Origin of the sequence: Acinetobacter sp. KAM396 (assembly GCF_021602765.1) — a bacterium.
GTDB lineage: Bacteria > Pseudomonadota > Gammaproteobacteria > Pseudomonadales > Moraxellaceae > Acinetobacter > Acinetobacter towneri_A.
On the sequence record NZ_BPPH01000023.1, the window covers coordinates 1 to 24,829 of the forward strand.

23 protein-coding genes are annotated in these 24,829 nt (G+C 41.9%); 15 read left to right on the plus strand and 8 right to left on the minus strand.

Annotated elements, in window-relative coordinates; genetic code table 11:
- Nucleotides 1–1,016 precede the first annotated feature (1,016 nt).
- Complete coding sequence (thrS, locus tag L6C30_RS10800; RefSeq protein WP_236163067.1) at nt 1,017–2,939, plus strand: threonine--tRNA ligase; 1,923 nt, start codon at nt 1,017–1,019, stop codon at nt 2,937–2,939.
- Between the two features lie 5 nt (nt 2,940–2,944).
- Nucleotides 2,945–3,493, plus strand: a complete 549-nt coding sequence (infC, locus tag L6C30_RS10805; protein WP_074964463.1) for a translation initiation factor IF-3 — start codon at nt 2,945–2,947, stop codon at nt 3,491–3,493.
- A 53-nt stretch (nt 3,494–3,546) separates the two neighbouring features.
- On the opposite strand, the gene L6C30_RS10810 is transcribed toward infC, so the two are convergent.
- Nucleotides 3,547–4,119, minus strand: coding sequence for a hypothetical protein (locus L6C30_RS10810; RefSeq protein WP_236163066.1), 573 nt, complete (start codon nt 4,117–4,119; stop codon nt 3,547–3,549).
- Nucleotides 4,120–4,211: 92 nt separating this feature from the next.
- A complete protein-coding gene (locus tag L6C30_RS10815; protein WP_236163065.1) occupies nt 4,212–4,685 on the minus strand; it encodes an Hsp20 family protein in 474 nt (157 codons plus the stop codon).
- A 278-nt stretch (nt 4,686–4,963) separates the two neighbouring features.
- On the opposite strand from L6C30_RS10815, the gene L6C30_RS10820 reads away from it, so the two are divergent.
- From L6C30_RS10820 to L6C30_RS10830, 3 genes are all read left to right on the plus strand, one after another.
- The gene (locus tag L6C30_RS10820; RefSeq protein WP_019836320.1) at nt 4,964–5,581 is read left to right on the plus strand and encodes a glutathione S-transferase N-terminal domain-containing protein; all 618 of its coding nucleotides are present in this window, start codon (nt 4,964–4,966) and stop codon (nt 5,579–5,581) included.
- 72 nt (nt 5,582–5,653) lie between these two features.
- A complete protein-coding gene (locus L6C30_RS10825) occupies nt 5,654–5,938 on the plus strand; it encodes a hypothetical protein (RefSeq protein ID WP_236163064.1) in 285 nt (94 codons plus the stop codon).
- A gap of 8 nt (nt 5,939–5,946) precedes the next feature.
- Nucleotides 5,947–6,375 (plus strand): YqaA family protein, encoded by a 429-nt coding sequence (locus L6C30_RS10830; RefSeq protein ID WP_070154846.1) that lies wholly within the window; start codon nt 5,947–5,949, stop codon nt 6,373–6,375.
- A gap of 29 nt (nt 6,376–6,404) precedes the next feature.
- Here the strand turns inward: L6C30_RS10830 and L6C30_RS10835 are convergent, their stop codons facing one another.
- Nucleotides 6,405–7,166, minus strand: a complete 762-nt coding sequence (locus L6C30_RS10835) for an energy transducer TonB (RefSeq protein ID WP_236163063.1) — start codon at nt 7,164–7,166, stop codon at nt 6,405–6,407.
- 335 nt (nt 7,167–7,501) lie between these two features.
- On the opposite strand from L6C30_RS10835, the gene rpmI reads away from it, so the two are divergent.
- Entirely contained in the window at nt 7,502–7,696 is a 195-nt protein-coding gene (gene rpmI / locus L6C30_RS10840) for a 50S ribosomal protein L35 (RefSeq protein ID WP_004975152.1), read from the plus strand.
- 11 nt (nt 7,697–7,707) lie between these two features.
- Nucleotides 7,708–8,067, plus strand: coding sequence for a 50S ribosomal protein L20 (gene rplT, locus L6C30_RS10845; RefSeq protein WP_019836324.1), 360 nt, complete (start codon nt 7,708–7,710; stop codon nt 8,065–8,067).
- Nucleotides 8,068–8,395: 328 nt separating this feature from the next.
- On the opposite strand, the gene L6C30_RS10850 is transcribed toward rplT, so the two are convergent.
- Nucleotides 8,396–9,424, minus strand: coding sequence for a hypothetical protein (locus L6C30_RS10850; protein ID WP_236163062.1), 1,029 nt, complete (start codon nt 9,422–9,424; stop codon nt 8,396–8,398).
- A 159-nt stretch (nt 9,425–9,583) separates the two neighbouring features.
- Here L6C30_RS10850 and pheS point away from each other — a divergent pair, with 159 nt between their 5' ends.
- The 3 genes from pheS (at nt 9,584) to L6C30_RS10865 (ending at nt 13,411) form a co-directional block, all read left to right on the plus strand.
- Nucleotides 9,584–10,564 carry a phenylalanine--tRNA ligase subunit alpha gene (gene pheS / locus L6C30_RS10855; protein WP_004975156.1) on the plus strand — a complete coding sequence of 327 codons (981 nt, stop codon included), beginning with the start codon at nt 9,584–9,586 and terminating at the stop codon, nt 10,562–10,564.
- Nucleotides 10,565–10,736: 172 nt separating this feature from the next.
- Nucleotides 10,737–13,118: a phenylalanine--tRNA ligase subunit beta gene (gene pheT / locus L6C30_RS10860; RefSeq protein WP_236163061.1), complete on the plus strand. Its 2,382-nt coding sequence runs from the start codon at nt 10,737–10,739 to the stop codon at nt 13,116–13,118.
- Nucleotides 13,115–13,411, plus strand: a complete 297-nt coding sequence (locus L6C30_RS10865; protein WP_004649746.1) for an integration host factor subunit alpha — start codon at nt 13,115–13,117, stop codon at nt 13,409–13,411. The genes pheT and L6C30_RS10865 overlap by 4 nt, the downstream gene beginning before the upstream one ends.
- Nucleotides 13,412–13,855: 444 nt before the next feature.
- On the opposite strand, the gene L6C30_RS10870 is transcribed toward L6C30_RS10865, so the two are convergent.
- The 3 genes from L6C30_RS10870 to trxA all read right to left on the minus strand — a co-directional run bounded on the left by L6C30_RS10870 (nt 13,856) and on the right by trxA (nt 16,501).
- Entirely contained in the window at nt 13,856–14,155 is a 300-nt protein-coding gene (locus tag L6C30_RS10870) for a hypothetical protein (RefSeq protein WP_154320386.1), read from the minus strand.
- A 421-nt stretch (nt 14,156–14,576) separates the two neighbouring features.
- Nucleotides 14,577–15,845: a transcription termination factor Rho gene (rho, locus tag L6C30_RS10875; RefSeq protein ID WP_019838192.1), complete on the minus strand. Its 1,269-nt coding sequence runs from the start codon at nt 15,843–15,845 to the stop codon at nt 14,577–14,579.
- A gap of 329 nt (nt 15,846–16,174) precedes the next feature.
- The gene (gene trxA / locus L6C30_RS10880) at nt 16,175–16,501 is read right to left on the minus strand and encodes a thioredoxin (RefSeq protein ID WP_019838191.1); all 327 of its coding nucleotides are present in this window, start codon (nt 16,499–16,501) and stop codon (nt 16,175–16,177) included.
- 271 nt (nt 16,502–16,772) lie between these two features.
- On the opposite strand from trxA, the gene ppx reads away from it, so the two are divergent.
- From ppx to L6C30_RS10905, 5 genes are read left to right on the plus strand one after another with little or no spacing between them, the layout of a single operon-like run.
- A complete protein-coding gene (gene ppx, locus L6C30_RS10885; RefSeq protein WP_236163060.1) occupies nt 16,773–18,293 on the plus strand; it encodes an exopolyphosphatase in 1,521 nt (506 codons plus the stop codon).
- 32 nt (nt 18,294–18,325) lie between these two features.
- Entirely contained in the window at nt 18,326–19,147 is an 822-nt protein-coding gene (locus L6C30_RS10890) for an acetyl-CoA carboxylase carboxyltransferase subunit alpha (RefSeq protein ID WP_236163059.1), read from the plus strand.
- Nucleotides 19,084–20,430, plus strand: coding sequence for a tRNA lysidine(34) synthetase TilS (gene tilS, locus L6C30_RS10895; protein ID WP_236163058.1), 1,347 nt, complete (start codon nt 19,084–19,086; stop codon nt 20,428–20,430). The genes L6C30_RS10890 and tilS overlap by 64 nt, the downstream gene beginning before the upstream one ends.
- Before the next feature lie 30 nt (nt 20,431–20,460).
- On the plus strand, nt 20,461–21,288 hold the full coding sequence (gene proC / locus L6C30_RS10900) for a pyrroline-5-carboxylate reductase (RefSeq protein ID WP_236163057.1): 828 nt from the start codon (nt 20,461–20,463) through the stop codon (nt 21,286–21,288).
- A 42-nt stretch (nt 21,289–21,330) separates the two neighbouring features.
- A complete protein-coding gene (locus L6C30_RS10905; protein ID WP_004975174.1) occupies nt 21,331–21,900 on the plus strand; it encodes a YggT family protein in 570 nt (189 codons plus the stop codon).
- Nucleotides 21,901–22,062: 162 nt separating this feature from the next.
- On the opposite strand, the gene polA is transcribed toward L6C30_RS10905, so the two are convergent.
- The gene (gene polA / locus L6C30_RS10910) at nt 22,063–24,822 is read right to left on the minus strand and encodes a DNA polymerase I (RefSeq protein ID WP_236163056.1); all 2,760 of its coding nucleotides are present in this window, start codon (nt 24,820–24,822) and stop codon (nt 22,063–22,065) included.
- Nucleotides 24,823–24,829: the final 7 nt, after the last annotated feature.

Sequence of the window (24,829 nt, forward strand, 5' to 3'; positions counted from 1 at the left end):
GCTGAATATATATCCATGTTCATGGATTAAGTCCCCACTTGTTTTTAGGTGGGAACTAAATTAAGGCTTATAGGATCGCTTGGTAAGGCTGTGTTAGCCGGATGCTTACGATGTTATGTTTGTTTGGTTATTTATAGTCATAAATTTAGTCCCTGCTTGTTTTAAGTAGGGACTAAATTAAGGCTTATAGAATGAATTCATAAGGTCTATTCAGTGGACGCTTACTTTTATGCAACTTCTTGAACAGCTTAATCTACAGCAAAAATGGGTTAATCCATTTTCATTCAGATTTCAACGACTCCAAGTTTGCGTGCAGCGCGATATTCAATAAACAACTCAAGCAATCGCCAAAGTAAGCGCATCAAATGGGGAGCGTGACATGCACAGAGATTATTTTTAGAAACCACCCGAAGTTTGCAGCATCAGGATACAGGAACACCGCAACTGATTGTGGATATAGCACGTTTTCAGCATAACTTGGATTATGTTGCAGCGCATTTGCCTGCGCGGGTGTAGCTACCACTGGTGGTGTAATCGCTAGCGTGTTTGGAAATATTGCAACATGCAAGCCAAAATTTGAATACGCAACGTTTTATGGTGGCTATTGGATGGGAGATTATGTTTATTTTGAGGATAGTCATCCACACGCCTTATATGGACGCAGCAGCAATTAAGAGTTGGTTCAAGTACCCAAATAGTATCGCATTCAAATAGAGGATTAGGTGTTTTTACGCCAGCAGTAGATTGAGACGGTGTTACCACACTTTGCCGAGGTGTATGCCTATCTGCATCAACAATACAGGCCTTGGGCAACATTAAGGGAATAAAAACAGCTGAAATACCGATTCTTTGGCTTTTTTAGGACACAATGGTTTAAACCTGTACGCAAGCCGTGTAAAATTTAAGGCGCTTTTTTATTTATACACCGTTTTTATCTTTTGAGGGTCTCCCTTAATCATAATCTCGCGGTGATATGCTCCATGGTACGGGGCATCACTCCTTAAGGATTTTTATCTATGCCTATTATCACTTTGCCAAATGGCGATCAAAAACAGTTTGATCAAGCCGTATCTGTGATGGAAGTTGCTCAAAGCATCGGTCCAGGTCTTGCCAAAAATACAGTTGCTGGACGTGTGAATGATCGTTTAGTCGATGCTTGCGATTTAATTACTGAAGATGCAACCGTACAAATTATTACGCCTAAAGATGAAGAAGGTGTAGAAATTATCCGTCACTCATGTGCGCACTTGGTGGGGCATGCGGTAAAACAGCTTTTTCCTGAAGCGAAAATGGTGATTGGTCCTGTCATTGAAGAAGGTTTCTACTACGACATCTGGATGCCACGCCCATTTACATTAGATGACTTGGCCGCAATCGAAGAGCGTATGAAAAAGCTCATCGACCAAGATTATGATGTTGTAAAAAAAATGACCCCGCGTGATGAAGTGATTGCAGAATTCACAGCACGTGGCGAAGAATATAAATTACGTTTGATTGCAGACATGCCAAACGAAACCCAGATGGGCTTGTACTATCACCAAGACTATTTGGATATGTGCCGTGGTCCACACGTTCCAAACACTAAATTCTTAAAGTCGTTCAAACTCACCAAAATTTCTGGCGCTTACTGGCGCGGTGATGCGAAAAACGAACAGTTACAACGTATTTATGGTACGGCTTGGGCAGACAAAAAGCAGCTCGCGGCGTATATCAAACGTATTGAAGAAGCAGAAAAACGTGACCACCGTAAAATTGGTAAAGCTTTGGACTTGTTCCACATGCAGGAAGAAGCGCCAGGCATGGTGTTCTGGCATCCAAATGGCTGGACGATTTACCAAGTACTTGAACAATACATGCGTAAAGTACAACAAGACCACGGTTACCTAGAAATTCGTACCCCGCAAGTGGTCGATTTCACGCTATGGGAAAAGTCAGGACATGCTGCCAACTACGCAGACAATATGTTCACGACCCATTCTGAAAACCGTAACTATGCAGTAAAACCAATGAACTGTCCATGTCACGTACAAGTCTTTAACCAAGGGCTAAAGTCGTATCGTGATTTGCCAATTCGTCTGGCAGAATTTGGTTCATGTCACCGTAACGAGCCATCGGGTTCATTGCACGGCATTATGCGCGTGCGTGGCTTTACCCAAGATGATGCGCATATTTTCTGTACCAAAGAGCAAATTGGGCCAGAAGTTGCAGACTTCATCAAACTGACTTTAGATGTTTATAAAGATTTCGGTTTTGAAGAGGTGCAAATGAAGCTGTCTACACGTCCTGAAAAACGTGTGGGAGATGATGCACTTTGGGATATGGCAGAAAAATCTTTGGCAGATGCTTTGGATGCTGCAGGTTTGGAATGGGAGTTGCAACCAGGCGAAGGCGCGTTCTACGGTCCGAAAATTGAATTCTCACTGAAAGACTGCTTAGGTCGTGTGTGGCAATGTGGTACAATCCAGTGTGACTTTAACTTGCCTGAGCGTTTAGAGGCATCTTATGTCACTGAAGACAATGATCGTGATCAGCCTGTAATGTTGCACCGTGCAATTCTTGGCAGCTTTGAACGATTTATTGGTATACTTATTGAGCACTATGCAGGCTTTATGCCACCATGGTTAGCGCCAGTGCAAGCTTGTGTGATGAATATTACCGACTCACAAGCTGCTGCAAGTGAACAGGTCGTCGCAAAACTTAAAGAAAACGGTATTCGTGCTATTTCTGACTTGAGAAATGAGAAAATCGGCTTTAAGATTCGTGAGCGTACATTAGAGCGTATTCCATACTTATTGGTACTTGGGGACCGTGAAGTGGAAGAAGGAACGGTAAACGTCCGTACTCGCTCAGGAACAAATTTGGGTACTATGTCAATTGATGCTTTCATTGACCTAGTGAAAACAGCCGTCGCAGAACGCGGCCGGTATATTGTGGAGTAACAGCGATTAAACAGCCTGACCGTAATCAACAGGGCGGAAAATCTAACCGTCCTGCTTTGAATGATGAAATTCGTGCAAAAGAAGTCCGTCTTGTAGACGAAAATGGTGAGCAAAAAGGTATTGTAAGCTTGGCTGATGCATTGCGCGCAGCAGAAAGCGTCGACCTTGACTTGGTGGAAATTGTGGCAAATGCCGAACCACCCGTATGTAAAATCATGGACTTTAACAAGCATTTGTTTGATCTAAAGCAAAAGCAGAAAGAAGCGAAGAAAAAACAGCATCAAGTACAGGTGAAAGAAATCAAGCTGCGCCCTGCGACTGATGTTGGCGATTACAACGTAAAATTACGTGCAATTATCAAATTCCTTGAAGAAGGAAACAAGGTAAAAATCACTTTACGCTTCCGTGGTCGTGAAATGGCTCACCAACAGTTAGGTTTGGCTCAATTACAAAAAGTTGAAGCTGACGTAGTTGAATATGGTGTAGTTGAACAAGCACCAAAAATGGAAGGTCGTCAAATGGGAATGCTGCTTGGTCCTAAAAAGAAAAAGTAAGCACTCATTGAGTCTAAAAAGCCCTGCAATCGCAGGGCTTTTTGATGCTGGTTTTATGAGTCTCGATGGAATTTTAACTTCCAGTGGTCTTGAAGCATTTGAACAATGGCATGACGATGCTGTTTGGAAAAACTGAGTAAATATATCAGGCTGAATTTATGTCTCAGCCAATTGATGGGTTGTTGATGAATAAAAACAAACTCTATGGTTCCCATTTTTCTGTCAAATGCATCCAGATTACTCGTTGAATCGAAAGTTTTTACTTGCCTTAACATCCAAGTAAGTGGTGCATCAAACTGATGATTAATCCGGCAATCATAAATTTCATGTTTTTGAATGCCGAAAGTAATGGGAATGTTCCAAACACTATAATAAATTTTCTGTGGTGTAATGATTAAACGTAAATTCCATAAGACCACTGCGATGGCAATACAGCCTAGATTGTATAAGTGCATGGTCAGTTCCAGCTCAATGAATAGCGTCCAGATTTCTACATAAGTCCTATTATTGCTCCGCCCGATAAAGAAAATAACTGAAGTTACCAAGAGCGGTAAGAGAACAAAAAATACGGCTGCAAGTTTAAAGATAGCAACCGGATACTGTTTTATTGAAGGTTGTACTTTCATCTATGTTTTTATTATGCATGTTTTGAATCTACTATACTGTTATGTATAAAAAAAGAAAGACTCCAGTTGGAGTCTTTCTTTGAATAAGCACATTATTCCGTATTCACGATTTTTTCGGTCACCTTTTCCGGATTTTCTAGCAGTAACTTTTTGCCAATCGGGATTTGTCGCGGTAACTTCTCTTCTGGAATGATACGTTGCAGATCAATCACCAACAGACCATTTTCATAATCGGCTTGTTGTACTTCAATGTGCTCGTCTAAACGCAATGATAGTTTAAAGGAGCGACGGGCAATACCTTTATGCAGATATTCAGTACCTTCGGTTTGCACAACCTCAGGCTTGCCGGAAATGGTCAGTAAACGGTTTTCAAGTGAAATATCCAGCTCGTTCTGGTCGAAACCAGCAGTTGCCACTACAATGCGGTAATGGTTTTCGCCATGTTTTTCAATATTGTAGGGCGGATAGTTGGGTGCATCGCTTTGCATGGCATAATCAATGAAATCATTCAATCGATCAAAACCAATACTGCGACGGAAAAGTGGATGAAGATTGATGTTACTCATTATTAGAACCTCCTGAGGTCAGCAAAGTCTTAAAACAAGAATTTATCTGTCATGATCATCATCGACAGGGCAAAAGATGAAATATCATCCTGATGCAAAAATAAATATGTGTTTGAGTGAAAAAAATTCAAGGAAGAGCGCGAAAATTTTTTATTTTTAGTTTCAAGTAATTGAATAGATAATAAAAATTTATTTTTCGGCGCAATACTTGTTGTTTTTGGTCAGATCTATTATGTTGTTGAAACACCAAAATAAAGGTGCACGGAGCATAGGCACAAATGATTGATTTATATTATTGGGGTACGCCCAACGGTCATAAAATTACAATTGCATTAGAAGAAATGGGCTTGGAATATCAAATTTTCCCCATCAATATTTCAGAAGATGATCAATTTCAGCCAGATTTTTTAAAAATTTCGCCCAATAATAAAATCCCTGCAATTGTCGATCAGAACGGCCCACGTGGTGAGCCAATCTCTGTGTTTGAGTCGGGTGCAATTTTGCAATATCTTGGGCGAAAAACAGGCATGTTCTACCCTAACGATGAGCAAGAACGTGTGGAAGTAGAGCAGTGGCTCATGTGGCAAATGGGTGGTTTTGGTCCAATGTTAGGACAGAATCATCATTTTAGCCGTTATGCACCAGAGAAAATTCCTTATGCGATTGAACGCTATATCAATGAATCCAAGCGTTTGTATGGTGTGTTAAATAAGCAGTTGATGGGGCAAAAATACGTGGCAGGTGAGTATTCAATTGCTGATATGGCTATTTTGCCGTGGGCGTTACGTCATGACTGGCAAAATATTTCGTTGGAAGATTATCCTTATGTACAAGACTATATTACACGTCTGACTGCGCGCCCTGCGGTGCAGAAAGCACTCGCGATTCAAGTATAAATCTACTTTTATGCTAAGATGCCAGCCACCTGATACCTCACTTTTTCAGGTGGTTTTTTTATTGGATGGGTTATGCAAGAATTTTTTTTAAACTTTACCAAGATTGTTGAAAAAAATGCCAAAGTGTATTGGAGCATTATTTTAGGCATTGTGTCTTGCTTGATCTTATTTGTGGTTGAAGCATTTCATGTGCAGAATATGATCGCGGCTTTAAATAGCACAGATCAGCAGGTTTTACGTGCTGCGATTGAGCCTATTACCCAGCGTTATACATGGGCACGTGTGGCACTTATTTTACTCAGTATTGTTTGGGCGAACTGGGAATATCGTAAAACCAAACGGGCTTTAGGGCTTTAAAATAGTCTATGCTTTGGACGCTATTTGGTTTATTTTTATCTGCATTTGGTGCGGCCACTTTATTGCCTTTACAGTCCGAAGCCGTGTTGTTGGGGCTGTTATATGAAGGCAGTTATGCCCCCATTTGGCTGATTAGTATTGCCAGTCTAGGTAATATTTTAGGTTCTTGTGTGAACTGGTATTTGGGACTCAAGCTCGAACATTATAAAGATAAAAAGTGGTTTCCTGTTTCGGCTACACAATTAGAAAAAGCGCAGCACACCTACGCCAAATATGGGTTTTGGTCTTTATTACTCAGTTGGGTGCCGATTATTGGTGATCCAATTACGTTGATTGCAGGTTTAATGAAAGAACATTTTGCCCGTTTTGTGTTGATGGTAAGTCTTGCCAAAATCGGGCGTTATCTGTTTATTTATTTTGTTTATACGTGGGTTTAAGTCAACTGCACTTATTCATCTGCATACACTTAAGACTGTTCTTGAGCATCACACGTGTTTAAATCAAAATAAATTTCATCTTTTAGTTTTGACTTTTTATACAGCCAAAATTGACGGGGTACATCTACTTGAGCAGCTTTCACTGCAGCTAAAACTTGTTGATCAAGCGCGTATTGTCCCGAACCTTGTGTCAATTTCACACGTTTCACTTCGCCATGCTTATTCACTTTGAATTGAAACTTTAACTTGCGTGAGTGGTTTTTTAAATCTTCAGCACTTAAGTTTAATTGTGGTTGATGACGATACTTAAATTGAACTTTTTGCTGTTGTTGCTGTGCTAACCATTGTTTAGATTGAAAATCAAACTGGCAATTTTCGTGTTGGTTATCCTGAAATCTTAAATTAAAGCTTTGAAAACCGATAGTCGGAACGGCAGTATCCTCTACATAGGTCGGTTGAATTTCAGCAGTGCGAACCGCTTGTAATAAGGCGTCATCTAAATTTTTCAGCCCTGTACTTTCTTGAATAGTGGCTTGACTAATTTTGCCCGTTTCATCTGCATAAATGCGCACAATTGCAGCTCGGTTTTGTTGATTTAAATCTTCATTTTTATATTTGGGCTGTGGAAACTTGCGCCATGCTAAGCGTGTGGTGAGATGAGCAGGCAAGGCAGCACTTTTTTGTACTTCGAGTGTGGCTTTTGGTGTTGGTTTCTGCTGCGGTGGTTTTGCATAAAGATGCGACGCACTGAGTCCAAGCAATAGAGTTATATATAAAGATGTTTTGATCATGTTACGGTCTTTTTATCTCACATAGGCCGAGGCGAAGTATTGATGGAATTGAGGATAATCGCAAGGGTAATCCGTAACTTATTGCAAGTTTTTAGGATGTTGATCTGCACAATTTTTGACAGAGCTTTAGCTTTGTTTTGAATTGAAGTGGGTGTTCGCAATTCCAGTATTTTTCCTGAGTTGAATTACGGCAAACGAGTGAGGTGATGATCATTTTTTATTTAGCCAATATGCTTTTGTTTTAAGCAAAGATGCTTTAGAATACTCGCTCCCTTACCTGCAGGTCGTTTTTGCAATGGTGCAGACGTGCCGAACAGGTGTTTAAAGAGGTTGTTATGGCTAAGTTAAAAACTCGCCGTGGTGCAGCTAAACGTTTCAAAGCGACTGCTAACGGTTTCAAGCGTAAACAAGCGTTCAAACGCCACATTTTGACCAAAAAATCTGCTAAACGTATCCGTCAATTGCGCGGCTGTGTAATGGTTCACGTGAGTGACGTTGCTGCTGTTCGTGCTATGTGCCCATACATCTAAGGAGATTATAAATGGCTCGTGTAAAACGTGGTGTACAGGCTCATCGCCGTCATAAAAAAATTCTTGCTCGTGCTAAAGGTTACTATGGCGCTCGTTCACGCGTATATCGCGTAGCGTTCCAAGCGGTAATCAAAGCAGGTCAATACGCTTACCGTGACCGTCGTCAAAAGAAACGTCAATTCCGTGCTTTATGGATTGCGCGTATCAATGCGGGCGCTCGTCAAAATGGTTTGTCGTACAGCCGTATGATCGCTGGCTTGAAAAAAGCTCAAGTGATTATCGACCGTCGCGTACTTGCTGACATCGCTATGCATGACGCAGTTGCATTTGCTGCTTTAGCTACAAAAGCTAAAGATGCATTACCTGCATAAGTCTTGTGACTTAAAACAAAGACCGCATTTGCGGTCTTTTTTTATGCCTGAAATTTGGGGGCTGTTGCCATTTCATAAATGGCTTGCGCTGTAGGCTAAAACTGAGCAGATCAGGCACCAAACGCAGGGAATAGTGGGTCTATTGCCAAGTTTCATAACGCAATCTTAGAAAGTTTTAGCCACAGCCTTTCAGGGCGAGCATATTTTTTGCTGCTATTGCGTTATGTGCCAGTCATTTAGAATGACTAAATTTCCTGTCCCATGCCTTATATCAGCTAAAAAATATGCATCGCCGCAAACATAGACGAATTGTCAACAGACCCTAAGCTTATAAACCAAAATAATAGGCAGCCGCACAAATAACCACAGTCATTAAAATCAGTTTAATTACGGCAGATGTGCCCACCTTATGCGTAGCTGCAGGTGTTGGTATTTGTGGTGAAGCGATGTTTTGTACTTGACTAGGTGTTGATTCAAAAGGATTATGCGTTTGTACTGGAGTAAGCTGCGCGGTCTGATAATGGTTTGCCACCTTTGTGATAAATTTGGCGTGTAAATCCTCAACTTTCTGAGAAAAATGACGTAAATTGAGTTGCTCACTCGGTTCGAGTTCTGTGCCATCGGCATGATAAGGATGTTGGATTTTATTCTGGATGAATTGATCCAGTGCATCTAAACGATACAGCATTTGATGTGCATACGTAGCAGGGTAGTCCGCGGGAATTAACGCCAAAGTTGGGTGCATGCTTTCAGTTGCGTTTTGAGTAAGATCTACACCGAAATAAGGTTTAGCGCTTTGCTCTGGTTCAACAAACTCTGTAGCACAAGGATTTAAAAATAACTCGGAGCGAATAAAGCGATCAATTTCATCCCAGTTTGGAGAGGCAAAATCTGTATCGAGCTGTCTGGCAAGTTTGTGATTTAATTGATAACGCCACATGACTTCTTGACGTAGCTCGCTCTGTTGGGAAACAGGCGCCATATAATCTTGTTCTGCGGTATACCATTCTGCAAGCTCTTTTCCGAAAATCCAAGCAGATTTGTGCTGTGCCTCGTGACTCACAATAAAGTGTGCAAAAGGCAATAACTCTACATTTGGATTGGGGTTTTTTTCATCATTTAAAATACTTGCCTGATGTAGGCTTAAACGTCGCACACCTTGTTGTTTAAGATGCTCTAACCAGATTTGAAAGTGTTGTGCCAGTAAATGTTGTGACAATAAATCACGAAACTGAATTTGATGCTGGTTAAACACTTGATGCTTGAGCCAATGATTAAAACTTAAATCTTGAGCCAAATATTCATTGCCATAAGTCACAAGGGCAAGTTGCTGTTTCCAAATCTGATCGAGCGCCATAATGTTGAGATCTCGTGGTGATTGGCTTTATCTTATACTTTTTGTATTTCAAGATGCTAATCTAATTTTCATTACATCGAAGCTTCATCAAAGCGACTAAAAACTGTTAGAATACGGGGTTTTTAAATTATTTCTAAATTGTTGCTTTTGAGAGTTACTATGTCACTGGAAGCCCTGACCAATGAAGCGCTCGCTGCAATTGCAGCAGCAGAGGACCTTGCTACACTCGACCAGGTGCGAGTGCAATTTACGGGGAAAAAAAGCCAGCTTGCGGAACAATCCAAAGCACTGGGTAAAATGGACCCTGAACAGCGTAAAGAATTTGGTGCACAAATTCATGCTGTGCGTGAAGCAATCAATGCGGCATTAACTGCGCGTCAAACTGAATTACAACAAGCGGCTTTGGCACAAAAACTGGCGAATGAAACCGTTGATATTACTTTGCCAGGTCGTGGTCAAAGCATCGGCAGTATTCACCCAGTTACGCAGGTACAGGAACGTATTTGCCAATTCTTTACCAAAGCAGGTTTTACCGTGGCAACGGGCCCAGAAGTTGAAGATGACTATCACAACTTTGAAGCGTTGAATATTCCAGGACATCACCCTGCGCGTGCCATGCACGATACTTTCTATTTTGATGTGAATCATTTATTGCGTACCCACACGTCGGGCGTACAAATTCGCACCATGGAAAATCAACAGCCGCCTATTCGTATTGTTTGTCCAGGTCGTGTGTATCGCTGCGACTCAGACCAAACACACTCACCAATGTTCCATCAAATTGAAGGCTTATACGTCGCAGAAAATACCAGTTTTGCAGAACTCAAAGGTTTGTTGATTAACTTATTAAATGAATTCTTTGAAAAAGACTTAAAAGTACGTTTCCGCCCATCTTATTTCCCATTCACAGAGCCAAGTGCTGAAGTGGATATTATGGATGAACGTGGTCGCTGGTTGGAAGTTTTGGGCTGCGGCATGGTGCATCCAAACGTGTTACGCGCTTCAGGCATCGACCCAGAAAAATATAAAGGCTTTGCTTTTGGTCTAGGGGTAGAGCGTTTTGCGATGTTGCGTTATGGCATCAATGACTTGCGGATGTTCTACCAAAATGATGTGCGTTTCTTGCGCCAGTTTGCTTAAAACTTTTTTAAACAACCTTTCCTACAATTAGGAGAGGAGAAAAGAGATTATTATTAGATTTTAAAATCCCTCTAAATCCCTCTTGTAAAGGGGGCTTACGCGAAATAAATAGAAGTGTGGGAATTCCCCTTTTTGTTAAAGAGGGGTTAGGGGAGATTCAGGAAATGAATGTATGAAAATTAGCGAAAATTGGTTACGCACTTGGGTCAACCCAGCCATTGATAGTGAAACCTTATCGAATCAACTCACGATGCTGGGGCTAGAAGTCGATGATATGTCACCAGCAGCAAAGCCATTTACAGGCGTTGTGGTAGGTGAAGTCTTAACGGTTGAACAGCATCCAGATGCTGATCGTTTACGTGTCACTACGGTAAACATTGGTTCAGGTGAGCCATTGCAGATTGTGTGCGGTGCGCCAAACGTACGTGCAGGTATGAAAGCACCTGTGGCAACCATTGGTGCGGTATTGCCAGGCGACTTTAAAATCAAAAAAGGCAAATTGCGTGGTGTGGAATCGCAAGGGATGCTGTGCGGTGCGTCAGAAATTGACCTTGAAGATAAACTTGATGGTTTATTGGAACTGCCTGCAGATGCACCTGTAGGCGTGAATGTACGTGAGTATCTTGATTTAGATGACCATGTCATTGATATCAGCATTACTCCAAACCGTGGTGACTGCTTCAGTATTCGTGGCATCGCCCGTGAAATTGCGGTAATTAACCAATTGGCTGTAAACACTCCTGAAATTCAGGCTGTGGCAGCAACCATTAGCGATGAAAAAACCGTGCAAAGCCTTACCGAAGGTTGCCCACGTTATTTAGGTCGTGTAATTAAAAATGTGAATACCAAAGCGGCTACACCAGAATGGATGGAACGTGCATTAGCACGCTCAGGGATTCGTCAGCACAGCATTTTGGTGGATATTACCAACTATGTGCTGATTGAACTGGGTCAGCCTATGCATGCGTTTGATGGTGCGAAAGTGCAAGGTGCTATTCAGGTTCGTATGGCGAATGCTGCAGAAAAACTGGTGCTTTTAAACGAGCAAGAAGTAGAGCTACAAGAAGATGTGATGGTGATTGCCGATGACGAAAAAGTCTTGGCGATGGCTGGCATTATGGGCGGCTTATCTTCTGCAGTCAGTGATGAAACCACAGAAATTTTCCTTGAATCTGCTTTCTTTGCACCGTTGCATATTGCAGGTCGCGCACGTCGTTATGGCTTACATACCGATGCCTCACAGCGTTATGAGCGGGGTGTTGATTTTGAATTGCCATTATTGGCCATGAACCGTGCATCTCAACTGATTGCAGAATTGGCTGGAGGCGAATTTGGTCCAATTACAGTGGCAGAACAAGCAGCACAATTACCAACACGTGCAGCAATTCCGTTAAATCAGTCACAAGTCGATCAGCTCTTGGGCTATCATGTCGATGCGGAATTTATTGCTGATGCTTTAACCCGTTTAGGTTGTGAAGTGACTGTTCAAGCTGAAGGTCAGTGGAGCGTTGTACCGCCATCGCATCGTTTTGATATGGCAATTTACCAAGACTTAATTGAAGAAATTGCCCGTATTCACGGTTACGACAACATTCAAATCAGTTTGCCTGTGATAGATGTGCGATTGGCAAAATACCAAGATCAGTTTGAAGTTGCTCAATTACGTCAAACTGCAGTAACTTTGGGCTATCAAGAAGCAATTAGTTTTAGCTTTGCCGATGCAAAATTGGAAAAACTGTTAAACCCTGCGGTGAATCCGTTGGCATTAGCAAATCCAATTTCGAGCGATTTGGCAGTGATGCGCTCAACACTGTTATCAAGCTTGATTCCTTGTGTGCAGTACAACGTGAATCGTCAACAAAACCGTGTGCGTTTCTTTGAGTTGGGATTGCGTTTTGATTATCAACATGCAGCAAGCATTCATGATTTAAAACAAATTCCAACTTTGGCATTGATTGCAGTGGGTTCTAAACACGCAGAATCTTGGCATGCCAAGGCTCAGTCTATGGATTTCTTTGATTTTAAAGGTGATATTGAAGAAATTTTAGCTGCAGGTCGTGTACAAGTCGAGTATGTTCGCTCAGAGCGCACTTGGTTGCATCCTGGGCAATCTGCTGAAATTTTAGTAGATGGTCAGTCTATTGGTTACTTTGGTCGTTTGCATCCATCTTTAGAAGATGAGCTAGATTTAAGCACGACTTGGGTGGCAGAACTCGATCAAACAGCAGTTTTGCAAACTTATGTATATAATTTTACAGAATTATCACGTTTTCCATCGGTTAGACGTGATATTGCGCTTTTAATTAGTGATAAGATAAATGTAAGTGAAATTCAGCAACTTATTGAAAAAACGGGTGGAGCGCTGTTAGACTCAACTTGGTTATTCGATGTGTATACTGGTCAAGGTGTTGAACACGGCAAACGCTCTTTGGCTTTTGCTTTGTTATGGCAACACCCAACACGTACACTTGAAGATGCTGAAATTAAATCTGGTATGGATAACATTCTGCAAGTGTTGGAAAACACTTACCAAGCGACATTGAGGGCTTCATGACAGCATTAACAAAAGCAGAAATGGCTGATCATTTAAGTGAGCTCACGAGTTTAAACCGCCGTGAAGCGAAACAAATGGTCGAATTATTTTTTGATGAGATCAGCCAAGCACTGATCTCTGGCGAGCAAGTTAAACTTTCAGGGTTTGGGAACTTCGAGTTACGTGATAAACGTCAACGACCTGGACGCAACCCGAAAACAGGCGAAGAAATTCCAATTTCAGCCCGCCGTGTAGTCACATTCCGCGCAGGGCAGAAATTCCGCCAGCGTGTGGGAAATGAGCAGATCGATTGATCTGCTTTTTTTATGTCTTTCTTATATGGTCTTTGCTACTCAAAGTGACGTATGCATCATAAATAAAATGAGTATTGGGCGTTGTTTTGTTCTTGCAAGATATTTGTTTGCTTTAGGAAATGTCAAAGATGGAACGTTAAATCATGTGCTTCGCAGCTGAAAAAAAGTCGAGTCACATGAGTTGCTTGCGGGGCTAAATAACTGCTAGGTCTAAATATATAGAAATAAAAATTAACAGCCTTGTTTAGGGTAAATAGGGGGATTGCATGAAACCTACACGCATTGTTATTCGAATTAGAGTGGCAAGCTAAAGATGTAGAAAACAATGTGCAGAAAAGAGGAACTTAGACTGTTTGATCAATAAACAAATATTTTGAATAAATTCAAACGGGAAATAAAAAAGAGAGCCAGAGGCTCTCTTTTTGTACTGCATAATCGTATAGATTATTGAGCAGCAGCTTCAGAAGCAGCAGCAGCAGCGTCTACAGCAGCATCAGCAGCGTCAGTTGCAGCAGCAGCAGCAGTGTCTGCTGCATCAGCAGCAGCGTCTACAGCAACTTCAGCGTCAGAAGCAACTTCTACAGCAGCAGCGTCAGCAGCAGCTTCAGCTTCAGATGCAGCTACAACAGCTTCAGCTGCAGCTTGGTTAGCGTCAGCAGCAGCTTCTTCAGTTTTTTTAGCACAACCAACAAAAGCTAAAGTAGTAGCAACTGCAGCAGCAATAGCGATTTTTTTGAATAACATGGCATCACTCTCTAAAATATGAGATTAAAAAAAACCGACGTTAGTCTGTTGTATGCTTTTATTATTCCTAAATTTTGTTAGGCACTAACAACGCAGGCGCAGTCTAACTGGTCTGCGAATATGCTATCACTGCGCTTTTTGAATTGCTACTAGGTTGATTGAAAAAAAAGCAAAAAAACGCGAAAAATACGTGCTTTTTTAACAGAAAATAACAATTAATTTGGCATTTTAGATTGGATAGTTGCACAGTAACTGGCTAAAAACTAAAAGGTTTTTACTAAATATTTTTTTATAATCATTTACTTAAAAATAAGTTTACATATAACAGGTGCAATTGTGTCTTTATGTAACTTTTGTCAACCAAATAAAAAAGCCATCGTTATAAGATGACTTTTTTAGGTGTTCTGATATTTATAGTAGTTTAATTGGCTGCTTTACGTTTCATTTGATCAAAGAAATCATCATTGGTTTTGGTTTCTTTCATGCGATCAAGCAAGAATTCCATTGCGGCCAATTCATCTTGAGTGTGCAACAACTTACGTAAAATCCAAACCTTACGTAAATTATCTTCGCTCATTAAGCGCTCTTCACGACGCGTGCCTGATTTCTTGATGTTCATGGCAGGGAAAACACGTTTTTCTGCAATACGACGGTCTAAGGTAATCTCTTGGTTGCCCGTACCTTTAAACTCTTCGTAAATCACTTCATCCATTTTACTGCCTGTTTCAATCAGTGCAGTTGAAATAATGGTCAGTGAACCACCTTCTTCAATATTACGTGCAGCACCAAAGAAGCGTTTTGGACGTTCTAAAGCGTGCGCATCAACACCACCCGTTAAAACTTTGCCTGAAGATGGTACAACGGTGTTATACGCACGAGCCAAACGGGTAATGGAATCCAGTAAAATCACGACGTCTTTTTTGTGTTCAACCAAGCGTTTGGCTTTTTCAATGACCATTTCAGCGACTTGAACGTGACGTGCAGGTGATTCATCAAAGGTTGAAGCGATAACTTCACCACGAACCGTACGTTCCATTTCTGTGACTTCTTCAGGACGTTCGTCAATCAGCAGTACAATCAGGAAACATTCAGGATTGTTACGCACAATCGACTGGGCGATGTTTTGCAGCAACATGGTTTTACCCGCTTTAGGCGGAGCGACAATAATTGAACGCTGACCTTTACCAATTGGGGCAACCAAATCTACTACACGAGCAGTTAAGTCTTCAGTTGTTCCATTACCCAGCTCCATTACCAATTGTTCTGTTGGGAAAAGTGGAGTTAAGTTTTCAAATAAAATTTTATTACGTGAATTTTCAGGGGTGTCGTAGTTAATTTGGTTTACTTTAAGTAAAGCAAAATAACGTTCACCTTCTTTAGGTGGGCGAATGGTCCCTGTAATTGTGTCACCTGTTCGTAGGTTAAAGCGACGAATTTGTGAAGGGCTGACATAAATGTCATCTGGGCCAGCTAGATATGAACCAGCAGCAGAGCGCAGGAAACCAAAACCATCAGAGAGAATTTCTAGAACGCCATCACCAAAAATCTCTTCACCATTCATGGCATGGCGCTTTAAGATGGCAAAAATAATGTCTTGCTTGCGGTTACGCGCCATTCCTTCAAGGCCCATAAACTCGGCAATCTTGATGAGTTCGCCAATCGGTTTTTTCTTGAGTTCGGTTAAATTCATAGAGGTTCTGATAGAATTAAAATTCTGAGGTACAGGTTAGAGAGGGAGCAACATTTAGCCGCATTCATACAATAAAATGAAAGCAATTGTATTTGCACAATAACGATTCAGAGCACTGATTCATTGTTTGATTGAAAAATGTGAAAAACAATTTCTGTTGCCGAGCGGCATTTTTGTGTTGTGTCTTTTCAGAAAGAGGATGAAAGATCCTGCGTTTCCTGAGCAAGCAATATAAGAGAGAAACATCTACTTGTCAATTTGTAAGCAAAAAAAATACGCCAGCGTGTGGCGTATTTTTTCATCTATAAATAGGTGATGTATCCATCGACTTAGATATTTTCCTCAATAAACGCAGTCAATTTAGATTTAGGCGCTGCACCAACTTGCTGTGCAACCACTTCACCATTTTTGAACATCAATAATGCTGGGATATTGCGGATGTTATAGTTCACTGCAGTTTGTTCGCAAGAAGTCACATCAACCTTTACAATTTTAACTTTGCCTTCGTATTCGTTTGCAAGTACTTCAAGTACAGGTGCAATTGCTTTACATGGCGCACACCAGCCAGCCCAAAAGTCAACCAATACAGGAGTATCCGATTGAAGAACATCTGCTTCGAAGTTTGCATCAGTGGTGTTTACGATGTTGCCAGACATGGATTACGCTCCAAATAATTTATAAGATAGCTTTAATTAGTATTACATAGCCATCTTGAACAAAGTAGGGGAATCTGTGGATTTTCCATTCAAAATATAAATTTGTCTAATTGATCGTGACGATAACGCTAAACGAAAATGCTAATTCTGTAACACAATTGTCATATATGCAGAAAATTTAAATAGTCATTAAATTGTGCTGATAAATGGCTTTTAAATTGGGTTTATGTGAATTACTCTAGGCACAATTCTGTCTAGGTTTGTTTGAAGAATGTCTGATTTTTTAATTGATGAAGAGTTACTCGCAGCCATCGATATGGGGTCGAATAGTTTCCACTTGGCGATTGCACGGGTGGATCATGGTGAAGTAAAAAAAGTGGCATCAATGTCAGAAAAAGTACAGTTGGCTGCAGGTTTAGATGAAAATAAGAATTTGACCGAAGCAGCTCAACAACGAGGTTTGGCTTGTTTGGCGCGTTTTGTGGGGCGTTTAACTGCAGTACAGTCAAACCGTTTGCGTATTGTGGCAACCAACGCATTGCGTCAGGCCAAAAATGGACATGAGTTTATTCAAAAAGCCGCAGAAATTTTGCCTAAACCTATTGAAATTATTGCAGGGCGTGAAGAAGCCCGTTTAATTTATTTAGGTGTATCGCACACGATGGCGAATAGTGGGCGTCGTTTGGTGATTGATATTGGCGGCGGTTCGACAGAACTGATTATTGGCGAAGAGTTTGAGCCAATTCATACTGAATCTTTACAAATGGGTTGTGTGGCCTATACCCAAGCCTATTTTGCCGATGGTGAAATTAGCAAGAGTAGTTTTGAAAAAGCAGTAGTTGCAGCGCGTAAAGAGCTGTATTCGATTGCGAACACTTATAAAGAAGCAGGCTGGGATACGGTTGTAGGTTCTAGCGGTACCATTAAAGCCTGTCGTCAAATTACGGTAAATATGGGCTGGAGCAATGAGCAGGAAAATCTGACTCGTGAAGGTTTAGAAAAACTCAAAGACCGTTTGCTCAAGTTTAAACACGTATCAGAAATGGAATTTGATGGTCTAAAAGAAGACCGCCGAGCAGTTTTGCCAGCAGGTTTGGCCATTTTATATGCCGTATTTGATGTATTAGATATCGATAAATTGGTGTATTCCGATGGTGCCTTGCGTGAAGGCGTAATGTATGACTTGCTAGGACGTTTCCAGCATGAAGACATTCGTGATCGCAGTGTACAGGCCTTAATAGGGCGTTATAACTCAGACCCGAAACAGGCTGGACGCGTGGTCAAAACTGCGCAACATTTGTTTGATAGTGTGGCAGAACCATTAAAATTAAATAATGAAGATAGTGACTTATTGCGTCGTGCTGCGTACCTGCATGAAATTGGTTTAGCCATCAGTCACAGCAGTTATCATCGTCATGGTGCATATTTATTGCAACATTCGGACATTCCCGGTTTCTCACAAATTGACCAAAACTATCTCTCGCATTTGGTCGGCAACCATCGTCGAAAGTTACGCCAAGACGCGAAAACAGAAGCACTGAAAGCGGGTGGCAATAAAATTGTTTACTTAAGTTTGTTGCTTCGCCTTGCAGTTTTGGTCAACGCAAGTCGTAGCGATGCGATGCTTCCTGCCATTGAATTAAGCATCCGCAATGCGCAACAATGGCAGCTCAGCGTGTCGGGTGATGCCAAACAGTGGCCATTGCTTGTCGCTGAATTGCACGATGAACAAGTGCAATTCAAGAATTGGGACATTGAATTGAATATTCAGTCGGAACAATTTGTCGATTAAGATTTGGTTAATTTAGGGATAACAGTCGACTTATGAAAAAAGCTGCTCAATCTAAAGCATGGAAAACCGTGCAAATTGCACGTCATCCTGAACGTCCGCAATTTCTAGACTATGTGGGTGAAATTTTCACTGAATTTGATACCTTGCATGGTGATCGTTTATTTGGTGATGATGGTGCAATGATCGGTGGATTGGCACGCTTTGATGGTCAGCCTGTCATGGTGATAGGTCAACATCGTGGTCGCAGTACCCGCGAAAAATTACAACACAACTTCGGGATGTGTAACCCAGAAGGCTACCGTAAGGCGCAGCGTCTTATGGATATGGCAGAGCGTTTTAATCTGCCAGTTTTCACTTTTGTTGATACCATGGGTGCCTACCCGGGTGTAGGTGCAGAAGAACGTGGTCAGGCAGAAGCGATTGCGACTAGCTTGGCACAACTGTCGAACTTAAAAGTACCTGTAATTGCTACAGTATTGGGCGAAGGTGGTTCAGGCGGTGCGTTGGGTATTGGTGTGGCAGACCGTGTGGTGATGTTGTCACACAGTATTTACTCTGTTATTTCACCAGAAGGTTGTGCGTCTATTCTCTGGAAAACTGCAGAAAAAGCCGAACAAGCCAGTGAAGCATTAGCATTGACCGCAGAAAAACTGCAAAAGATTGGTATTGTAGAATACGTGGTTGATGAAGGTGAGGGTGCACATTTAAACCCTGAACACGTCATGCACAGTCTGAAAAATGTGTTAAAAGAAGCTTTGAATGAATTGCAAGCGATGGATGCAACACAACGATGCGAAGAACGTTACCAACGTTTAATGAAGTTTGGCAGCGACAATTTAGGTCTAGCGTCTTAAGTCAATTACAGGCTTTTCCTGCACAGACAAAATTTTTAATTGGATGTAGTGGCGGCATGGATTCCATGTTGCTACTGCATCTTTTGGCATTTTTGTGCCCTGAAAAAATACGCGCGATTTACATTGATCACCAATTGCAAAGTCCAAGCGCAGCGTGGGGCGCGTTGGTGCAAGCCACCTGTCAGAATTTAAATGTACCGTGTGTACTGCAAAAGGTCAGGGTCACTGAGGGCAATCTAGAAAATCAGGCACGTCAGGCGCGTTATCAGGCCTATATGCAGCACTTGGATAGCAACGAAGTTTTAGTGTTGGCGCACCATCAACAAGATCAGGCAGAAACTGTATTGCTGCGCTTATTTTCAGGCGCAGGTGTGCAAGGACTTGCTGCCATGCAAGCTGTCGATGTACGTGATGATTTCAGTATTTGGCGTCCGTTATTGGAAGTCTCGCGTGAGCAGATCTGCCAATGGAGTGCTGAATTAAAGCTGGATTATGTGCAAGACCCAAGCAATCAGGATGTGCATTATGACCGAGCTTGGGCAAGAGAAATATTGTGGCCTGTCATTCAACAGCGTTTTCCTAAAATGCAGCAAGCTGTGGCAAGAACTGCAAACTTGATGCAAGATGCCGAACATATTTTGGACGAAGTTTTAGCGCAGGATTTAGCGGCTTGCGGTTCAGCTTCGCAGTTGAATTTAATTCAGTTACAACAATTATCTTTGCCACGGCAACGTCAGCTTTTATCGGTATGGATGAAAGGGCAAGCACAATATCGCCCAAGTTTTGATATGGTCGAACGCTTGCAGCGAGAAGTGATTCAGGCTAAAGCCGATGCGCAAGCGGCGTTACATTTTCAGGACCATTATTATTTGCGTTATCAGCAACAATTATTTCGTTTGCCAAAAGCAGAGTATTTAGCTGCAGAACAGTTTGAGGCAGAAGAACAAGCGTTATGTTTACAGGCCGATCAGACTTTTCAAGTGTGGTCGGGTAGTTATCAACTGCAACAAGCTAAAGTGGGTTTATCTGTAACTTTATTGAATCGTCGGCTAACTTTACGGCCACGTTTAGGTGGTGAAAAAATTCATTTGTATGGTCGGGTGGGTACATGGCCACTGAAAAAAGCTATTCAGGAAGCACAAATTTTTCCGTGGACACGTCATACAATTCAAATATTAAGCCTAGATAATGTTATGCTAGGCGTTTTTAGCCCCAAAGGCTTTTGGCTTGCACAGTCGGACTATTGTGTCGCAGATGGATGGCAACCGAATTTAGTCTCTTAACGACAAAGAACTCAACGAAGAGCGTGGATCATGAGTGCAGTATTGAATTGTAATATTAGTTTCATTGGCGGTGGCAACATGGCGCAAGCCTTGATTGGTGGTTTGATTGCCAGAGGTTTGCCGCCTACCCGTATTACAGTTTCAGATCCTGTAGAACAAGTACGTGATTTATTGAAAGAAAAAGATGTGCATGTCACTGAGGATAATTTGGCTGCAATCGCACAGGCAGATATTGTCGTATTTGCAGTCAAGCCTCAGGTTTTGGCACAAGTGTTGCGTCCATTGTACGGTCAGTTTGATGATAAACTGTTGATTTCGATTGTTGCAGGCGCAGAAATTGCCACGATTTCTGAGTTATTGGGTACAGAACGTGTGGTGCGTGTAATGCCAAATACACCTGCTTTGGTGCAAACAGGTGCGCATGGTTTGTATGCAACCAAACAGGTCAATAGCACAGACCGTGAATTAGCAAGTCAGGTTTTGGCGGCAACAGGTTTAACCATTTGGGTAAACTCTGAAGCACAAATTGATGCCGTAACTGCTGTATCGGGTTCAGGGCCAGCATATTTTTTCTATTTGATGGAAAGCATGATTCGTGCAGGCAAGAACTTAGGTTTAGATGAAAAAGTTGCGACAGCATTGACCTTGCAAACTGCTTTGGGTGCTGCGCAAATGGCAATTACTAGCTCGAATACACCTGCAGAATTACGCAAAAATGTGACTTCACCAAATGGCACGACCCAAGCTGCGATTGAAGTGTTTGATCATGCACAAATTTCACAAAATATTCAGGCGGCGTTGGCTGCTGCTAAAACGCGTAGTCAAGAATTAGCGCAAGAGTTGAGTGATAGTATTTAATTATTGAAAAACAACGAATTTAAATTTTAGGAAAGTTTAAGTATGGGTGCAAATTCTGCGCTAATTTTTGGCATTATCATTAACGTAGCGATTTTGCTCGTATTCTTCCGTTTCTTAATGCAATTGGCAGCGGTGAGTCCTTATAACCCTGTGGTGCTTTCAACCATTAAAGCCACCAAAATTGTAGATGTATTTGGACGTATTTTTCCAACGGTGGGCAAAGGTCGAGTTAACTCTGCAGCCTTGGCTTTGTTGGTGGTGTTGTATCTACTCAAAATTTTTGGTGTTATGTATCTCAATGGTGCGATGCCGAATAGTCCAATTCACTTACTGATTCTGACTTTTGTGACCATGATTCAGGATTTAATCCGTTTCTGTCGTTATTTGATTTTTGCCACCATTATTTTGAGTTGGGTGGTGATGTTTACTCAATCTCGTGGCCCGTATATTGAGGTGATTCAAGAGTTGGCAGAGCCGTTATTAGCACCATTTCGTCGTTTATTGCCGAACATGGGCATGATTGATTTGTCGCCAATTATTGCATTTTTGGCTTTATATATCGCTGAAATTATTATGAATCAGGTAGCGATTGTATTGCTGACTGGCTTATAAGTCGCATTATCCTAAAACATTAAAAAGGACTCAAATCGAGTCCTTTTTTTGTAGTTTAAGTTTGGGCTGACGACCTTAATGAGTCTTCAGAAATACAAATAACCTGCATCCTGACCTCCTTCTAGGCGAAGGAAGGTGCTGAAAAAAGAGAGCGCAACGACTTTAGTGCGCTTCATCCCAGTTATTGCCTTTTCCGACTTCCACCACCAATGGTACAGAAATTTCCACCACAGATTGCATGACTTCTGCCAACTTCGGCGCGAGTTCATCTGCCGCATCTACATCGACTTCAAATACCAATTCATCGTGTACTTGCAGCAACATTTTGGCTTGCGCTTGCGGTAGCATTTTGTCGACTTCAATCATCGCCATTTTAATAATATCGGCTGCAGAGCCTTGTAATGGCGCGTTAATTGCTGCTCTTTCTGCCGCTTTGCGTACCATCATATTACGTGCCGAAATATCTGGTGTATAGAGGCGACGACCTAAAATAGTTTCTACAAAACCTTGTTCTAGCGCGACTTGGCGAGTGCGCTGCATATATTCATAAATGCCTGGATAACGCTGGAAGTATTGCTTGATGTAGTTTTGCGATTCTTCACGGGTAAACCCAAGCTGACGGATCAAGCCAAATTCAGACATGCCGTAGAGCAGACCGAAGTTCACGGCTTTGGCCTGACGACGCTGATCTGAGGTCACATCTTCTAAGGCAATGCCCAAAACTTCTGCGGCGGTACGGCGGTGTACGTCTTGTCCGTGGTTAAAGGCATCGAGCAGGGCATCATCTTGTGAAAAATGCGCCATTAAACGCAATTCAATTTGCGAGTAGTCGGCTGCCAACAACACGCGACCTTCAGGTGCGACAAAGGCTTTACGAATTTGACGACCAATTTCGGTACGAATTGGAATGTTTTGTAAGTTTGGATCAGTAGAAGATAAACGCCCTGTTGCAGTCAAAGCTTGGTGATAACTGGTATGCACTCGATGCGTATCGTTGTTGGCTTGTTTCAGCAAACCATCGGTATAGGTGCTTTTTAGTTTAGATAAACCGCGATAGTCTAAAATTAAGCTACTGATCGGATGCTCAATTTTTTCCAAGACACTTTCACTGGTACTGTATTGACCTGTTGCAGTCTTCTTGCCGCCTTTGAGTCCGAGTTTATCAAATAGGATTTCACCTACTTGTTTTGGTGAGCTGACATTAAAGTTTTCACCCGCCAACTCTACAATTTGGTTTTCTAAATCTTGCATGGTTTGGGAAAAATCGACACCCAATTGATCTAAAAAGTTCAGATCAAGTTGAATGCCGTTTTCTTCCATACTGGTTAGCACACGTGCCACAGGCATTTCAATGTTGTGCAAAATATTAACCAATTCAGGATATTTTTGTAACTTCTCAGACAGCACTTCATATAAACGATAAGTGACATGTGCATCTTCTGCAGCGTAGTGTGCAGCCGTTTCAATTTCAATTTGATTGAAGGTTTTTTGCTTGACGCCTTTGCCTGCAATTTGCTCATAAGATGTGGTCAGGTGGCTTAAATATAAGCGTGCCACATCATCCATGCCGTGACGGGTTGCGACCGAATTGAGTACATAAGATGCCAACATGGTATCGAAATACCAACCTTGTAAATGAATACCGTGATTTTCAAGCACGTGCGCATCATATTTTAAATGATGCCCAATTTTCTCCACCGCATTATTTTCTAAAATAGGTTTGATTTGCGCTAAGATTTGATCACGGTTGAGCTGCTGTGGTGCGCCCTCATAATCATGCGCCAAAGGTACGTAATAGGCATCTTTGGCATCAAATGCGACAGAGAAACCAACAATTTTTGCAACGCGATAATCCAGACTGGTGGTTTCGGTATCAAAGGCGAAGCGCTGTGTGGTTTGCAAGCGTTGCAGCAAAGCGTCCCAATGTGCCTGATCTAAAATGGTGTGGTATGTTGCTGCACCGAGTTGATCATCGACACTGCTTTGCGTGGATTGATCTTCAGTTGCAATTTCATTGGCTGTCGGTGCGGCGACTGTTTGTGCAGCTTGTTGATAATTGCTGTTGTTGGGATTATTGGGATGATCGAGCGATTGTAATTGATTACGGAATTCTAGCTCGGTATATAAATTGCGTAAGGCTTCGACATTTGGGTCTTGCAGTTTTAGATCGGCATAGCCAATGTTCAGATCAAGATCACAAACAATGCTGGCGAGTTGATGATCTAGCGCGATGCCATCGGCATTATCTTTAATATTTTGCCCGACTTTGCCTTTAATATGGTCGACATTTTCTAAAATTCCACCAATCGAGCCATATTCGGTCAGTAGTTTTGCAGCAGTTTTGGCGCCAATGCCGGGCACGCCCATAATACCATCGGAAGCATCACCCATGAGGGTCAGATAATCAATAATTTGATGCGGCCATACGCCAAACTTGTCAAATACAGCCTGAATATCCATTGGCTTTTCTTTGAAGCTGTCTTCAAGGGTAACTTTTTCAGTCACCAACTGCGCCATGTCTTTATCGCCCGTAGAAATCAGTACCTGCTGTCCTTCGGCTTCGGCATGTTTGGCTAAAGTTCCAATAATATCATCGGCTTCTGCGCCTGGTAGCATGTAAAGTGGAATACCCAAAGCACGAATTAAAGCATGTAAGTATGGAATTTGCTGAGAAAGTTCCTCAGGCATACTTGGGCGGTCACCTTTATAAATTGGCGATAGTTCGTGACGGAAAGTCGGCTCAGGCGTATCAAAAATTACCGCCATGTGAGTAGGCTGAGTACGACGCATCAACTTTTGAATCGCAGAGATCGCGCCACGAATAGCATTGGTATGTAAACCAGTTGACGTGGTTAATGGTGGTAGTGCGTGAAAGGCACGAAATAGAAAATATGAGCCATCGACCAAGACAAATGGTGGCATGGATTGA